Source organism: Paracoccus marinaquae (assembly GCF_018860165.1).
Lineage (GTDB): Bacteria > Pseudomonadota > Alphaproteobacteria > Rhodobacterales > Rhodobacteraceae > Paracoccus > Paracoccus marinaquae.
This window is the reverse complement of the sequence record NZ_JAHKNG010000034.1, coordinates 1-14,420: the sequence shown is the minus strand read 5'-3', so window position 1 is coordinate 14,420 and position 14,420 is coordinate 1. Positions and strand designations below refer to the sequence as shown.

Annotated in this window: 16 protein-coding genes; 9 read left to right on the top strand and 7 right to left on the bottom strand. The window is 67.3% G+C overall.

Going from position 1 to position 14,420, the window contains the following annotated elements; all coding sequences use genetic code 11:
* The first annotated feature begins 47 nt into the window (after positions 1–47).
* Positions 48–1,862, top strand: a complete 1,815-nt coding sequence (locus tag KNW02_RS15555; RefSeq protein WP_216034202.1) for an ABC transporter transmembrane domain-containing protein — start codon at positions 48–50, stop codon at positions 1,860–1,862.
* Between the two features lie 12 nt (positions 1,863–1,874).
* Here the strand turns inward: KNW02_RS15555 and KNW02_RS15550 are convergent, their stop codons facing one another.
* Entirely contained in the window at positions 1,875–2,414 is a 540-nt protein-coding gene (locus tag KNW02_RS15550; protein WP_216034201.1) for a CAP domain-containing protein, read from the bottom strand.
* A 174-nt stretch (positions 2,415–2,588) separates the two neighbouring features.
* Here KNW02_RS15550 and lysM point away from each other — a divergent pair, with 174 nt between their 5' ends.
* A complete protein-coding gene (gene lysM, locus KNW02_RS15545; protein WP_216034200.1) occupies positions 2,589–3,086 on the top strand; it encodes a peptidoglycan-binding protein LysM in 498 nt (165 codons plus the stop codon).
* A 125-nt stretch (positions 3,087–3,211) separates the two neighbouring features.
* Entirely contained in the window at positions 3,212–5,119 is a 1,908-nt protein-coding gene (locus KNW02_RS15540; protein ID WP_216034199.1) for an acyl-CoA synthetase, read from the top strand.
* 114 nt (positions 5,120–5,233) lie between these two features.
* On the opposite strand, the gene KNW02_RS15535 is transcribed toward KNW02_RS15540, so the two are convergent.
* From KNW02_RS15535 to KNW02_RS15510, 6 genes are all read right to left on the bottom strand, one after another.
* The gene (locus KNW02_RS15535) at positions 5,234–6,031 is read right to left on the bottom strand and encodes a transporter (RefSeq protein WP_216034198.1); all 798 of its coding nucleotides are present in this window, start codon (positions 6,029–6,031) and stop codon (positions 5,234–5,236) included.
* Positions 6,032–6,408: 377 nt separating this feature from the next.
* Complete coding sequence (gene ilvD / locus KNW02_RS15530) at positions 6,409–8,247, bottom strand: dihydroxy-acid dehydratase (protein ID WP_216034197.1); 1,839 nt, start codon at positions 8,245–8,247, stop codon at positions 6,409–6,411.
* A gap of 118 nt (positions 8,248–8,365) precedes the next feature.
* Positions 8,366–8,680, bottom strand: coding sequence for a DMT family transporter (locus KNW02_RS15525; protein WP_216034196.1), 315 nt, complete (start codon positions 8,678–8,680; stop codon positions 8,366–8,368).
* A gap of 156 nt (positions 8,681–8,836) precedes the next feature.
* Entirely contained in the window at positions 8,837–10,033 is a 1,197-nt protein-coding gene (locus KNW02_RS15520) for a UbiH/UbiF family hydroxylase (RefSeq protein ID WP_216034195.1), read from the bottom strand.
* A gap of 76 nt (positions 10,034–10,109) precedes the next feature.
* Positions 10,110–10,295, bottom strand: a complete 186-nt coding sequence (locus KNW02_RS15515; RefSeq protein ID WP_216034194.1) for a hypothetical protein — start codon at positions 10,293–10,295, stop codon at positions 10,110–10,112.
* A 47-nt stretch (positions 10,296–10,342) separates the two neighbouring features.
* Complete coding sequence (locus KNW02_RS15510) at positions 10,343–11,008, bottom strand: pyrimidine 5'-nucleotidase (protein WP_216034230.1); 666 nt, start codon at positions 11,006–11,008, stop codon at positions 10,343–10,345.
* A 65-nt stretch (positions 11,009–11,073) separates the two neighbouring features.
* Here KNW02_RS15510 and KNW02_RS15505 point away from each other — a divergent pair, with 65 nt between their 5' ends.
* The 6 genes from KNW02_RS15505 to KNW02_RS15485 form a co-directional block, all read left to right on the top strand.
* Complete coding sequence (locus tag KNW02_RS15505) at positions 11,074–11,703, top strand: GntR family transcriptional regulator (protein WP_216034193.1); 630 nt, start codon at positions 11,074–11,076, stop codon at positions 11,701–11,703.
* Positions 11,696–11,992 carry a hypothetical protein gene (locus KNW02_RS20905; RefSeq protein WP_348524747.1) on the top strand — a complete coding sequence of 99 codons (297 nt, stop codon included), beginning with the start codon at positions 11,696–11,698 and terminating at the stop codon, positions 11,990–11,992. Before KNW02_RS15505 ends, KNW02_RS20905 begins: the two co-directional genes overlap by 8 nt.
* The gene (locus tag KNW02_RS15500; protein WP_348524746.1) at positions 11,989–12,612 is read left to right on the top strand and encodes a DNA-3-methyladenine glycosylase family protein; all 624 of its coding nucleotides are present in this window, start codon (positions 11,989–11,991) and stop codon (positions 12,610–12,612) included. Before KNW02_RS20905 ends, KNW02_RS15500 begins: the two co-directional genes overlap by 4 nt.
* Entirely contained in the window at positions 12,609–13,262 is a 654-nt protein-coding gene (locus KNW02_RS15495; protein ID WP_216034191.1) for an alpha/beta hydrolase, read from the top strand. The genes KNW02_RS15500 and KNW02_RS15495 overlap by 4 nt, the downstream gene beginning before the upstream one ends.
* 148 nt (positions 13,263–13,410) lie before the next feature.
* Positions 13,411–14,013, top strand: coding sequence for a YitT family protein (locus tag KNW02_RS15490; protein ID WP_216034190.1), 603 nt, complete (start codon positions 13,411–13,413; stop codon positions 14,011–14,013).
* 76 nt (positions 14,014–14,089) lie between these two features.
* The coding region (locus KNW02_RS15485) for a transposase (protein WP_216034189.1) at positions 14,090–14,420 on the top strand (331 nt) is incomplete at its 3' end.

The window sequence follows — 14,420 nt, the reverse complement described above, 5'->3', positions numbered from 1 at the left end:
CCCCAACGCCTAAACCCGTGGCCGGGGACATTCAGGGACAGGCAGACATGGCACGCGGCAGAACGATCCTCGAAGACCGACCCGGCAGCAAGAAAGTCGGCGCGCTGCGGGCACTGTGGCCCTTTGTGCGCCCCTATCGCGGGCAGGTCGTGCTGGCGCTGGTCGCGCTGGTCCTCACCTCGGGCATCAGCCTGGTCCTGCCCTTGGCCGTGCGCCGCGTGGTGGACAATTTCGACGATGGCGCCGGCCTTCTGGACGAGTATTTCGGCGCCGCGCTGGCCATCGTGGCGCTGCTGGCGATCGGCACCGCCGCGCGCTATTACTTCGTCACCCGGCTGGGCGAGCGGGTCGTGGCCGATATCCGCAAGGCCGTCTTTGCCCGGGTCATCACGCTCAGCCCCGGCTTTTTCGAGCGGGTGATGACCGGCGAGATCCTGTCGCGCATCACCACCGACACCACCCTGATCCAGTCGGTCATCGGCTCGTCCCTCTCCATCGCGCTGCGCAACATGCTGATCCTTGCCGGCGGGATGGTGATGCTGGCCTATACCTCGCTGAAGCTGATGGGCCTCGTTCTGCTGATCGTGCCGGTGATCCTGGTGCCGATCATCGGGCTGGGCCGGCGTCTGCGGGCGCTGTCACGCGCCAATCAGGACTGGATCGCGGCCTCGTCGGGGGCGGCCTCGGAAAGCCTTCTGTCGGCGCAGACCGTGCAGGCCTATACGCATGAGGCGCGCAGCATCGGCCGGTTCGACGAGGTGACCGAACAGTCCTACGGTGTCGCCCTGACCCGCATCGGCACCCGGGCCCTGATGACCGCCATCGTCATCTTCCTGATCTTCGCCGGCGTCCTCGGGGTGCTGTGGATGGGCGCCCGCGATGTCAGCGGAGGTCTGATGACGGCGGGCCAGCTGGTGCAGTTCGTCATCTACGCGATCCTTGTGGCCGGCTCGACCGGGGCACTGTCCGAGATCTGGGGCGAGTTGCAGCGCGCTGCCGGCGCGACCGAGCGTCTGGCCGAACTGCTGACCGCGCAGGATTCGCTGGCCGACCCGGCGCAACCCAAGGCTCTGCCGCGCCCGGTGCAGGGCGGGATCGCGCTGGAAGGGGTCAGCTTCCACTATCCCACCCGGCCCGATGTCTCGGCGCTGGAGGGCGTGAACCTGACCATCCTGCCCGGCGAGACGGTGGCGCTGGTCGGCCCCTCGGGGGCGGGCAAGACCACGGTGATCCAGCTGATCCAGCGGTTCTGGGATCCGGCCGCTGGCCGGGTGACGCTGGACGGGATCGACCTGCGCGACATGCGCCGTGACGATTTCCGCCGTGCCATGGCGCTGGTGCCGCAGGATCCGGTGATCTTCGCCGCATCGGCCCGCGAGAATATCGGCCTTGGCCGTCCGGATGCCAGTGCCGCCGAAATCGAGGCCGCCGCCCGCGCCGCACATGCCCACGACTTCATCGCGGCACTTCCGCAAGGCTATGACACGCCGCTGGGCGAGCGCGGGGTGATGCTGTCGGGCGGCCAGCGCCAGCGCATCGCCATCGCCCGCGCGATCCTGCGCGATGCGCCGGTGCTGCTGCTGGACGAGGCCACCAGTGCGCTGGACGCCGAATCCGAGGCACTGGTGCAGGCGGCGGTGAACCGGCTCTCGGAGGGTCGCACGACGCTGGTCGTCGCCCACCGGCTGGCGACGGTGAAGAAGGCCGACCGGATCGTGGTCTTCGATCACGGGCGGGTGGTGGCGCAGGGCAGCCATGACGCGCTGGTGGCCGAGGGCGGGCTCTATGCACGGCTGGCGCGGATGCAGTTCACCCATGGCACCGCCACCGCGCCGGACCGGGCGGCCGCTGCCGCCGTCTGACGACCTATCGCGCTATCTCGGCGCGGCGTAGATCGCGGTCCAGAACCGCGTCCGGCCATCCGCACCGACGGCCTGCCCGATGCCGTAATCGCGGACCTGCGGGATCATGATATTGTCCAGATGCCCCTGCGAGCGGTTCCATTCGCCCAGCACCCGCGGCAGGTCGTAGGGACCGGCGGCGATGTTCTCGGCCGTCAGCCTTGTCGCATAGCCGCGCGCCTTCACCCGCGGGCCGGGTCCGGTGCTACTGCTGCCGCGATGGGTCATCAGCCCGCGCGTGGCCATGTCGCAGGCATGACTCGCGGCGACCTCGGCCAGCAGCATGTTGGCCCGCACCGGCGGCAAGCCAGCCTGGCCGCGCGCCGCATTGGTCGCCTGGGCACCCTCGGCATTCTCTGCGGGCGTGGTCCTGACGCAGGCCGCCTTGCCAGGCGCCGCCGCCTGCACCGCGTGCGGATCCGGCTTCCCCCGCGACGTTCCGGTCGCCGTGCCGCAGCCAGCCAGCACCGCACCGCACAACACGAGCGTCAGAAGGGAAGTCAGAGATGTCATCGGGCTGTTCCGTCTTGGTTTCGGCAGGCAACCTAGGATCTCGGGCCCGAGGACACAATCTCAGGTTGCCAAGCAGTTTAACCATCGGCGCATCCTCGCCGTCTTCCGGGGCTTGACCGCGTGACATTGTTCTGCCCCCCTGTTGCCAATGTTGACCCCAAGAGGAAAAGCGACATGGCAATCTGGGATTTCGTCAAGGACGCCGGCAAGTCGGTCTTCGGCAAGGCCGAGGCGGCGACACCAGCCAAACCCGCCCCCGAAAAGCCGGACGCGGCCGCCGAGGACAGCCGCCGCAAGGTCGCGGCGCTGAAGGCGGAACTGCGCGCCCTGAACCTTGACGCGGATGACGTGCATCTGACGCTGAAGGGCGATCTGGTGAAGATCGAATCGCGCGGCGCCGACCGCGAGACGATGGAAAAGCTGATCCTCGCCGTCGGCAATATCGACGGCATCGCCAAGGTCGAGGCTGACCTGCCCGAGGAACCCGCAGCGGCCGCCAGGCCTCCGGTCTTTCATACCGTGCAGAAGGGCGATACCCTTTCGGCCATCGCAAAGAAATATCTGGGAAGCGCGAACAGGTACCCCGCGGTTTTCGAGGCCAACCGCCCGATGCTGAGCGATCCCGACAAGATCTATCCCGGGCAGGTGCTGCGCATCCCTGACCAAACGTAACGCGCGGAAATGACGCGGCGTTTCATCCGCGGGGCATGAGTTCCGACTTGCCCCGAACGTCAACTTGGTCCCATTCTGCGCGAATGGAGGAAGGGACCGGAGCGCCGGTCCGTTGGGGGGAAGGCATGAGCCGTTTCAGCAATTATGACGACCGCAACCGCGTCGAGAACGAAGGCCCCTATGAGGGGCGCGATCTGCCGCGAACGCTCTATGGCTTTCTCAGCAGCACGGCCGAGCGATTCCCCGAGCGTCCCGCCATCAGCTTTCAACTGCTCTCGGGGGCCAGCGATCCGGCGGTGACGCTCAGCTGGCGCGAACTGCATCAGCGCGTGACCGAGACCGCGAACCTGTTTCGCAGTCTCGGCATCGGCCCCACCGACACGGTCGCCTATCTGATGCCCAACTGCATCGAGACCCCGATCGTCCTTCTGGCCGGCGCGACCGCGGGGATCGTCAATCCGATCAACCCGCTGCTGGACGCCGAACAGATCGCCGGCATCCTGCGCGAGACGAAGGCCAAGGTGCTGGTGACACTGAAGGCCTTCCCCAAGACCGATGTCGCGCAGAAGGCGGCCGAGGCCGTCGCCGCGGCCCCCGATGTCACCCATGTGCTGGAAGTGGATCTGAACCGCTACCTGCGCGGGGCCAAGCGCTTCATCGTGCCGCTGATCCGCCCCAAGGTGAAGACCCGCCATCACGCCAGGGTTCTGGATTTCGAGGCCGCCACCAGCGGGCGCAAGCATACCCGGCTGGAATTCGACGATCCGCAGCAGGACCGCGTCGCCGCCTATTTCCACACCGGCGGCACCACCGGCACGCCCAAGGTGGCGCAGCACAAGTATTCCGGCATGATCTATAACGGCTGGCTGGGCGCGACCCTGCTGTTTCGGGAAACCGACGTGCTGATGTGCCCGCTGCCGCTGTTCCATGTCTTTGCCGCCTATCCGGTGCTGATGTCCTGCATCGCCTCGGGCGCGCATGTGGTGATGCCGACGCCCGCCGGCTATCGCGGCGAAGGCGTCTTCGACAATTTCTGGAAGCTGATCGCGCGCTGGCAATGCAGCTTCCTGATCACCGTGCCGACCGCCATCGCCGCGCTGATGCAGCGCCCGGTGGATGCCGACGTGTCCTCGCTGCGCACGGCGATCTCGGGCTCGGCGCCGCTGCCGATCGAGCTTTACAACCGCTTCAAGGCCGCCACCGGGGTCGAGATCGCGGAAGGCTACGGCTTGACCGAGGCAACCTGCCTGGTCAGCTGCAACCCGGTCGACGGGATGAAGAAGGTGGGCTCGGTCGGCATTCCGCTGCCCTATACGCATGTCCGCATCCTGCGCCATGACGATGCCGGCAATGTCCATTCCTGCGGCATCGACGAGGTGGGCGAGATCTGCATCGCCAATCCGGGCGTCTTTCCCGGCTCGACCTATACCGAGGCCGACAAGAACCACGACCTGTTCGCCGAGGATATCTATCTGCGCACCGGCGATCTGGGCCGGCTGGACGCCGACGGCTACCTGTGGATCACCGGCCGGGCCAAGGATCTGATCATCCGCGGCGGCCACAACATCGACCCGGCCGAGATCGAGGAGGCGCTGCTGGGCCACCCCGCCGTCGCCTTCGCCGGCGCCATCGGCCAGCCCGACAGTTTCGCCGGCGAACTGCCCTGCGCCTATGTCGAACTGGTGGCGGGCGCCGAGGTCGGCATGGACGAGCTGATGGAATACGCGCGCGAGCATATCCACGAACGCGCGGCGATCCCGAAACATATCGAAACCCTGCCCGAACTGCCCAAGACCGCGGTCGGCAAGATCTTCAAGCCGGATCTGCGCCGCCTCGCCATCAGGCGGGTCTATGACGCGGCGCTGGAAGGGACCGGCGCGCATGTGGTCGAGGTGGTGGATGACCGCAAGCGCGGCCTCGTCGCGCGTCTGGGCCGCGACGGGCAGGTGGACGAACAGGCGGTCACCCGGACGCTGGGCGAATTTACCCGCCCGTGGGAATGGATCCAGGATCACCGCAGCGAAAAAGCCTGACCACCAACGCCGACAAATCGGCAGATGAAAGCCGGCCATGAGGTTCGATCATGGCCGGCTTTCTGCATGTCGTTGCCGCGGGATGCGTGCGGGCGGGTTCCCTGCCCCTTTCCGCTATTTCTTCGGATAAAGCAGTGTCAGTGCGGCGCGCACACCCCAGCCCTCGGGTCCGTTATCCGGGGACTCGGCCCAATAGCGCGCGCCAAGCTGCAGGCTGACGGGCCGGTCGCCGAACCTGGTCATCTTCGAGATGCCAGCGTTGATCGGCACGCTCCACTCCTCGGTTTCCCAGTTATAGCTGCTTTCGGTGTTCAGGACGAAGGACCAGGCATTGCTGGTGGTGTAGTTGATGAAGGGCTGGACAAAGGTCGAGTTAACATCCGCCCGATCATCGTCGCCCGCAAAGGACCAGATATGGTTGGCGAGCCCCCCGACCGTCCAGGGCCCAAACTGCTTCAGGACGACACCGGTCGGACCGATCCCCCATTTGCCCGTTCCCAGGGCGTCATCCGTCGCCGTGGGGATCAGGAAGGCCGGGCCGACGCCCCAGATCACCCCGCTGGGGCCGGTCGCCTTCGGGGTGAAGAACAGGCTCTGGGTAATGTCGCCCAGTCCCGACTGGCTGCCGGATCTGCCGGCAATGTCGTTCTGGCCGATGACCGGAAGGATGGTCCGCGAGATCATGTTCCAGTTCTCGCTGATGGAGATCGGCACCACCGGCTGGATGTTCAGAACCGTCTGGTTCCCGTCCTCGGTCCCGTAGCCGCTGTTGTAGTTCAGCTGGAACGGCACGCTGATCAGCGACGCGATGGGGTTGGCCAGCTGCTTGGCCAGATCGCTGTCATCCGCCTGCGCCTGCAGGCCGAACACCGATGCGGCAAGCGCAAGGGTGACAGATGCAATCGTTCTCATGTGGATACCCGCCCTCTCCGGTTCTGCTCCATACGTCTTGCGCCGTTCGGGACATTGGCGGGCTCTGTGCCCATGGGCGATGACATCGCAATAATCCTACAGGATCATGCCCTTAGCCGGGACGCGATCACCATGCCCTTACCAGAAGTCCCGAAGCAGGCGTAAAAACGACCTGCCATCGGCGCTGCCGGTTCCAAGGTGAAGCATTGTCCTGCCCGGCGCACCAATCATTTCACGCCAATGGGGAATTCGGATCCGCGACTGTTGCCGCCCCGCATGGCCCGAGCGAGCGGCCACGCCCATCCAGCCACCTTCCCGGTGACAAGGCAGACACAGCCTTCGGGTCCGTCACACCATGCTGCAGGCCGCGCGGCCGGTCAGTCCGGCACCACCCGCACCGCCCCCCTGGCCGCGCTGGTCGCCATCGCCGCATAGGCGCGCAGCGCGGTCGAGACCTTGCGCTGGCGCGGCTTCGCCGGTTTCCAGCCCTTGGCCGTGCGCAGGGCGCGGCGGGCGGCAAGCGTCGCCTCGTCCACTTCCAGCGAGATCACCCGGTTGGGGATGTCGATGCGGATCATGTCGCCCTGTTCGACCAGCCCGATGGTGCCGCCCTCGGCCGCCTCGGGCGAGACATGGCCGATGGACAGGCCCGACGAGCCGCCCGAGAAACGCCCGTCGGTGACCAGCGCGCAGGCCTTGCCCAGCCCTTTCGATTTCAGATAGCTGGTCGGATACAGCATTTCCTGCATGCCCGGCCCGCCGCGCGGCCCTTCATAGCGGATCAGCACGACCTCGCCTGCCTTGACCTTACCGGTCAGGATGCCGCTGACCGCATCATCCTGGCTTTCGAAGATATGGGCCGGGCCGGTAAAGGTCAGGATCGAGTCGTCCACGCCGGCCGTCTTCACGATGCAGCCATCCTCGGCGAGGTTGCCATAAAGTACCGCCAGCCCGCCATCCTGCGAAAAGGCGTGTTCGGCGTCGCGGATGACCCCGGCCTTGCGGTCCAGATCCACCGCGTCATAGCGGCGGTCCTGCGAAAAGGCGGTCTGGGTCGGCACGCCCCCCGGCGCCGCGCGGTAGAAATCATGGACCGATCCCGCATCGCTGCGGACCACGTCCCAACGCTCCAGCGCCTCGGCCAGCGAGCCGGCATGGACGCTGCCAACCGAAGTGTCCAGCAGACCGGCCCGGTCCAGCTCCCCGAGGATCGCCATAATGCCGCCGGCGCGATGTACGTCCTCCATGTGAACGTCGGACTTGGCCGGGGCGACCTTGCACAGGACCGGCACCTTGCGCGACAGGCGGTCGATATCGGACATGGTGAAATCCACCTCGCCCTCATGCGCGGCGGCCAGCAGGTGCAGCACGGTATTCGTGGATCCGCCCATGGCGATATCCAGCGTCATGGCGTTCCTGAACGCGTTGAGACTGGCAATGCTGCGCGGCAGGACAGAGGCATCCTCGCCCTCGTAATAACGCCGCGCCAGATCGACGATCAGATGGCCCGCCTCGACGAACAGCCTCTTGCGGTCGGCATGGGTGGCCAGAACCGAGCCGTTGCCGGGCAGCGACAGGCCCAGGGCTTCGGTCAGGCAGTTCATCGAATTGGCGGTGAACATGCCCGAGCATGAGCCGCAGGTCGGACAGGCCGAGCGTTCGATGGCGGCCACATCGGCCTCGGACACGGTATCGTCGGCGGCGGCGACCATGGCATCGACCAGATCCAGCGCCTTGACCTTGCCGTCCTCGAGCACGACCTTGCCGGCCTCCATCGGCCCGCCCGAGACGAAGACCACGGGGATGTTCAGCCGCAGGGCGGCCATCAGCATGCCCGGCGTGATCTTGTCGCAATTCGAGATGCAGACCATCGCGTCGGCGCAATGGGCATTGACCATGTATTCGACCGAATCGGCGATGATCTCGCGCGAGGGCAGCGAATACAGCATGCCGTCATGGCCCATGGCGATGCCGTCATCGACCGCGATGGTGTTGAATTCCTTGGCGACGCCGCCCGCCGCCTCGACCTCGCGCGCGACCAGCTGGCCCAGATCCTTCAGATGGACATGGCCGGGCACGAACTGGGTAAAGCTGTTGACGATGGCGATGATCGGCTTGCCGAAATCATCGTCCTTCATACCGGTCGCCCGCCACAATCCGCGCGCGCCCGCCATGTTGCGGCCGTGGGTCGAGGTGCGGGAACGATAGGCGGGCATGGCTGGGGTCTCCTTTGGCTGCCGGGCGGTCTATCACCTCGCCCGGCGAAAGGAAATTGCCGAAATCACGCGGCGGAAGGGCCGTTTCGTTGCCTCCACACGCCGCGCCGAGGCGTCATCAGGACGCCAGCTTCATCGCCAGGATCCCGGCGACGATCAACCCGGCGGCGCCCAGACGGGCGGCGGTCACCGGCTCGCCGAACAGGATCACCCCGAGGATGAAACTGCCGACCGCGCCGATCCCGGTCCAGACCATATAGGCGGTGCCCAGCGGCAGCGCCCGCATGGCAATGGCCAGAAGCCAGAAGGATCCGATCATCCCGACGACCATGATCGTGGTCGGCCAGAGTTTCGTGAAGCCGTCGGATTGTTTCATCGCGGTGGCCCAGACGATTTCCAGAAGGCCCGCGACCAGCAGGGTAAGCCAAGGCATGGTGGCATCTCATATCGCAGGCCGGGCCGTCCCGGCGATATCACCCGTGATGGAGAGGTCGTCCTCTGGCCCCTCAAATGGCCTTGTCGGGCGCGAAGATCAAGCCGGTGATCGACGAAAGACCGCGCGATGGTTGCCGCCGGGCAACCATCGGGCTCAGCGCAGGCCCAGCCCGGCACGCATCATCAGCCGGCGCATCGGCGCGATGCCGTAAAGCCCGCCAAGCGCCGCCGCGCGCAGATCGCGCAGGGGACGGGCGCCGGCCTGGCTGGCGCGGTTCAGCGCGTCGATCCCCAGCAGCCGGGCATAGGTTTCCGGGCGGCGGGCGCGGTTATAGGTGGCCAGACTGTCGGCATTGCCCGGGTCGCGGCGCGACAGGTCCAGCAGCGCCGACAGATCGGCAAGGCTCATGTTCAGCCCCTGCGCGCCGATCGGCGGGACGACATGGGCCGCCTCGGCGATCAGGGCGGTGCGCGGCGCGGAAAAGCGGTCGGCGATCTGGCTGATGATCGGCCATTGCGTCAGCCGCGTCGCCTGCGTCAGATGGCCGAGGATGCCGGCCGAACGGGCGTTCAGTTCCACCTCGAATTCCTCGCGCGACAGGGCGGCAAGGCGGGCGGTTTCGCGGCCGTTCTCCATCCACACGACGGCGGAGGAGGGTTTGCCGTCGCGATCGGGCAGCGGCACCAGCGTGAAGGGCCCACCCGAGCGGTGGATCTCGGTCGAGACATTGCCATGCGGGATCTCGTGCGTGACCGCGAAGGCCAGCGCCTTCTGGCCATAGCGGAAGGTCCGCACGCCGATGCCCAGGGCCTGCCGGACGGGCGAATGGCGGCCATCCGCGCCGATCAGCAGCCGGGCGCGGATACGGCGCCCGTCCGACAGCGTGACCAGCGCGCCCTCGTCGCGGGCGATCACATCGGATGTCGCGATGCCGGGCTGGAAGCGCACCGTCTGCAACTGCCCGAGCCGCGCGGCGATCTCGCGCCGCAACAGCCAGTTCTGCAGGTTCCAGCCAAAGGGCGCATCGCCGATCTCGGCGGCGTTGAAATCGCGGGTCAGGCGCGGCTCGGGCCGGGCGCCGCCCGCATCGACGATGCGCATGACCTGCAGGGGCGTCGCAAAGGGGGCCAGCCGGTCCCACAGCCCGATCCGCCGCAAGAGATCGACCGAAGGGGCCAGAAAGGCGGTGCTGCGCAGATCCGAGCCCTCGGCGGCCTCGTCGGTGACGGGCGGGGCGGGATCGACGCAGAGCACCGAAAACCCCTCGGCCCCGAAGGCCGCGGCCGCGATCAGCCCGGCGATGCCGCCGCCCGAGACCAGAATGTCGATGTCTTCGATCCCGGATGCCATGACCCGCCCCCTTGCCTGAACGGGCCGATCCTGCCCCGGCGCGGCGGCAGGAAACAGGCGCCGCGCTGTCGCAGCCCTAGTTGCCGGCGGTGAAGGCCAGCATGATCGCAAAGACCAGCAGCGTCAGGATGATCCCGACGATGCCAAGCGCGGGCAGGCCGAACAGGACGACCAGCAGCGCCACCAGGACGACCACCGCCAGCAGGGCGGTGAAGATGCGGATGGCAAGGCGGTTGTCGTCGGGCGCGGAATCTTGGGTCATGATGCTGGTTCCTCGGGGTCGGCGCGTTCGGGGCCTTTTAGCCCGTTTCAGACCCTGGGGGCAATCGTCCGCAGGAAGGCGGTCAGGTCGTCGGTGCGGTGCTGGACATGGGCCGGCACCTCGCCCCCCCGCAGATCCGGGCCGTGGCGGCCGGGGCCGATCAGCACCGTGCGCATGCCCAGCCGGTGCGGCACTTCCAGATTGCGGGGATCGTCCTCGAAGAAGGCCGCGCGGGTCGGGTCGATCCCGGCCTGGCTCAGCACCGCATCGAAGGCCTCGGGCGCGGGCTTGGGGCGAAAGCCGGTTTCCTCGACGCCATAGACCGCCTCGAACATGGTCAGCCCGCGCGCCGCCAGCACCTTGCGGGCGTAAGTGGAATCGGCATTGGTATGGACCAGCTTGCGGCCCGGCAGCGCGCCGATGGCGGCGGCCAGGTCGGGCGCCGGGGCCAGCGCGGTGAAGTCGATGTCATGGACCTCGGACAGATAGGCCAGCGGGTCGATCGCATGTTCGGCCATCAGCCCGGCCAGCGTCGTGCCGTGCCGCCGCCAGTAATCGCGGCGCAGATGGTCGGCATGGTCCTGCTCGACATCCAGAAGCCGCATGACATAGGCGGTCATCCGCGCCTCGATCTGCGGAAACAGCGCCATGCTTGGCGGATAGAGGGTATTGTCCAGATCGAAGATCCAGACATCGACATGCGCGAAATCCATGCCCCTGCGATAGCCCGGCAACGCCGCACTTGCAATTGCGCCGAAGCCGGCCAATCGTGGCGGCCATGAAAGACGACGCCTATTCCCTGATCCTCGCCGCGATCGAGGCCGGCACCTATCGCCCCGGCGACCGGCTGGTCGAATCCGAACTGGCCGAACGCTTCGGCGTGTCGCGCACCCCCGTGCGCGAGGCCCTGCAACGGCTGGAAACGCAGGCCATGCTGGTGCGCGACGGCCGCAGCCTGATCGTCGCCTCGCTGGATCACAACCAGTTGGCCGAACTTTACGTCGTGCGCGCCGAGCTTGAGGCGCTGGCCGCGCGCCTCGCCGCCCGCCACGCCACCCCCGAAGAGGTGCGGGTGCTGGCGCAGATGGTGACCGAGGACCAGAAGGCGGTGGGCGATCCGCTGGCGCTGGCGCGCGCCAACAAGCGCTTCCATCACCAGATCCACCTGGCGTCGCATAACCGCTATCTGGTCCAGCAACTGGATCTGGTGCACCGGACCATGGCGCTGATGGCCAAGACATCGCTGGCCGCCGAAGGGCGCAGCGAGACCGCCCTGTCCGAACACAAGCGCATCGTCGATGCCATCGCGGCAGCCGACGACAAGGCGGCGGATCAGGCGCTGCGGCAGCATATCTCGATGGCCTGGGAGACACGGCTGAAGCTGGAGGCGCAGACCGACCGTGACTGAGGCCCCAAGCCTGGCCGAGGCCGACCCCAAGAACCTGATCCGCGAAAGCTTCCGGATCGAGGGGATCGGCACCGCCGAATGCCGGTCGATCTTCGTGGACTGGGCGCTGTCGCTGCCCGAGGGGATCGAGCCGGTGACGGCGATCCGGCTGCTGCTGGATCACTATGCCCCGAAGGCCGCACCGGGGACGCAGCCGCATCCGATGATCGCTGTGCTGGTCGAGGGCGCGCAGGCCCGGCCCGGAACGCCGCGGCGGCGCGGTGGCCGGGCCGCGCGGGTGCCGGTGTGAGACTGATCGAGACCGAGGCCGATCTTGCCGAGGGCGCGGCGCATCTGGCCGCGGTCTGCCCGGTCTGGGCGCGCGCCCTGCCCGAGATCGGACCCCTGCCCCTGCGCCGCCGCCGCGACGGCTTCGAGGCCATCGCCAGCGCCATCGTCGGCCAGCAGATCTCGACCGCCGCGGCGGCCTCGATCTGGGATCGGATGACGGTGGCCGGGCTGCTGACGCCCGAGGCGATCGCGGCGGCGGGCGAGGACGATCTGCGCGCGGCCGGGCTGTCCCGGCCGAAGGCGCGCTATCTGAAGGGCATCGCCGCCGCCGGTCTGGACTGGGCGGCCCTGCGCGATCTGCGCGACGATCAGGCGATTGCCGCGCTGGTGGCACTGCCCGGCGTCGGGCTGTGGACGGCGGAAATCTATCTCAAGTTCGCGCTCGGGCGCGCCGATGTCCTTGCCGCCGGCGATCTGGCGCTGCAGGAGGCGGCGCGGCTGATGTACGGCCTTCAGGACCGCCCCGGCCCCGCCGCGCTGCGCGAGATGGCCGAGCCGTGGCGGCCCTGGCGCGCGGTTGCGGCGCGCGGGCTCTGGGCCTATTACCGCCTGGCCAAAGGACGCGAGGGAATTCGATGACCGACCTGAAATCCGCCCGCAAGGGACCTGAAAATGCCGATGCGGTGGTCGTCTTCCTGCATGGCTATGGCGCGGATGGCGCCGACCTCTTGGCCCTGGCCGATCCGCTTGCGCCGCATCTGCCCAACACCGCCTTCTACGCCCCCGACGCGCCCGAGCGCAGCCTCAACAATCCGATGGGCTATCAGTGGTTTCCGATCCCCTGGCTGGACGGATCCTCGGAAACCGAGGCGAAGGCCGCCATGGGCCGCTCCATCGCGGCACTGAACGCCTTTCTGGACAAGGTTCTGGCCGATGAGGGGCTGGCCGCCGACCGGATGGCCGTGATCGGCTTCTCGCAAGGCACGATGATGGCGCTGCATGTGCTGCCCCGCCGCGATGCCGAAATGGCCGGTATCGTCGGCTTTTCGGGCCGGCTGCTGACGCCGGAACTGCTGGAGGCCGAGGCGAAGGTGAAGCCGCCGGTGCTGCTGATCCATGGCGACGAGGATTCGGTGGTGCCGTTTCAGGATATGGGCCTTGCCGGCGAGGCGTTGGAGAAGGCCGGCTTCACCGTCTATGGCCATGTGATGAAAGGCACCGGGCACGGGATTTCCCCCGACGGTCTGTCGGTGGCGCTGAGTTTCCTGAAGGACCGGCTGGGCAAATAGCCCTGCCCGCCACCATCGGCCGGGCATCCATGCAGACGGGCAGCGGGTGCCGAAGATCCCGAAGGCCGGGAACGGCACTTTCGGTGAATCTGGCGGGTTCCGCGCGGTCCGCCTTGCGCTGCCGGACGGCAGGCGGCAAAGCAGCGTCATGGAAATTCCGAAACAGAAACACAGCCTCATCGATGACGCCCAGGGAATCGCCTTTGGCAGTTTCATGGCCAGCGTCGGGGTATTGCTGCTGACCCATCTGGGGTTCGTCACCGGCCAGACGGCCGGACTGGCTATCCTGATCTCCTATGCCACCGGCTGGGGCTTCGGGCCGGTGTTCTTCGTCGTCAACCTGCCCTTCTACTGGCTGGGCTGGCGGCGCTTCGGTCCCGGCTTCGTCGCCAAAAGCTTCGCCGCGGTGGCGCTGCTGTCGCTGCTGGTCAGCTTTCTGCCGCCCTATCTGCAGTTCGGCACCGTTCATCCGGCGGTGGGGGCGGTCCTGATCGGCTGCCTGACCGGGGCCGGGCTCTTGGCCCTGTTCCGCCACGGCTCGTCGCTGGGCGGGGTCGGAATCGTCGGGCTGTATATCCAGGACGCCACCGGGTTCCGCGCCGGCTGGGTACAACTGATCTTCGATGCAGCCCTGTTCGCCCTTGCCTTCTTTCTGCGCGATCCGGTCACCGTCGGCTGGAGCTTTCTGGGCGCCATCGTCCTGAACCTGACCATCGCGGTCAATCACCGCCGCGACCGCTATATCGTCTGACGGGCACCTCGAAAAATTGCTCTGACCGTGCCGCCTGTGTAGGAAGCGGGTGGTATTCGGCTGCTGGAGCGTGATGATGGTGCAGCTGGGTTTCTTTGATCTTTCAGACCGCTACGCGAGCCTGGACGCCAAGAAGGACCCTCTTGTCGAGATCGACAGGGTTGTGCCTTGGGAGGAGTTTCGCCCGACGCTGGAGCGGGTCTGGCGCAAGCCGGAGGCGGAACGCAAGTCGCGGGCCGGGCGCAAGCCGATGGACGCGGTGGTGATGTTCAAGACGCTTGTGCTGGGTGCGCTCTACAATCTGTCCGACGACCAGATCGAGTATCAGGTCCGTGACCGGCTGTCGTTCATGCGGTTCCTCGGCCTTGGGCTGGAGGACCGTGTGCCCGACGCGAAGACGGTATGGC

Excerpts from the sequence above, each read along its gene's own strand:
- KNW02_RS15555 (WP_216034202.1), top strand. The coding sequence starts at position 48 with ATGGCACGCGGCAGAACGATCCTCGAAGACCGACCCGGCAGCAAGAAA.
- KNW02_RS15550 (WP_216034201.1), bottom strand. The coding sequence starts at position 2,414 with ATGACATCTCTGACTTCCCTTCTGACGCTCGTGTTGTGCGGTGCGGTG.
- lysM (WP_216034200.1), top strand. The coding sequence starts at position 2,589 with ATGGCAATCTGGGATTTCGTCAAGGACGCCGGCAAGTCGGTCTTCGGC.
- KNW02_RS15540 (WP_216034199.1), top strand. The coding sequence starts at position 3,212 with ATGAGCCGTTTCAGCAATTATGACGACCGCAACCGCGTCGAGAACGAA.
- KNW02_RS15535 (WP_216034198.1), bottom strand. The coding sequence starts at position 6,031 with ATGAGAACGATTGCATCTGTCACCCTTGCGCTTGCCGCATCGGTGTTC.
- ilvD (WP_216034197.1), bottom strand. The coding sequence starts at position 8,247 with ATGCCCGCCTATCGTTCCCGCACCTCGACCCACGGCCGCAACATGGCG.
- KNW02_RS15525 (WP_216034196.1), bottom strand. The coding sequence starts at position 8,680 with ATGCCTTGGCTTACCCTGCTGGTCGCGGGCCTTCTGGAAATCGTCTGG.
- KNW02_RS15520 (WP_216034195.1), bottom strand. The coding sequence starts at position 10,033 with ATGGCATCCGGGATCGAAGACATCGACATTCTGGTCTCGGGCGGCGGC.
- KNW02_RS15515 (WP_216034194.1), bottom strand. The coding sequence starts at position 10,295 with ATGACCCAAGATTCCGCGCCCGACGACAACCGCCTTGCCATCCGCATC.
- KNW02_RS15510 (WP_216034230.1), bottom strand. The coding sequence starts at position 11,008 with ATGGATTTCGCGCATGTCGATGTCTGGATCTTCGATCTGGACAATACC.
- KNW02_RS15505 (WP_216034193.1), top strand. The coding sequence starts at position 11,074 with ATGAAAGACGACGCCTATTCCCTGATCCTCGCCGCGATCGAGGCCGGC.
- KNW02_RS15495 (WP_216034191.1), top strand. The coding sequence starts at position 12,609 with ATGACCGACCTGAAATCCGCCCGCAAGGGACCTGAAAATGCCGATGCG.
- KNW02_RS15490 (WP_216034190.1), top strand. The coding sequence starts at position 13,411 with ATGGAAATTCCGAAACAGAAACACAGCCTCATCGATGACGCCCAGGGA.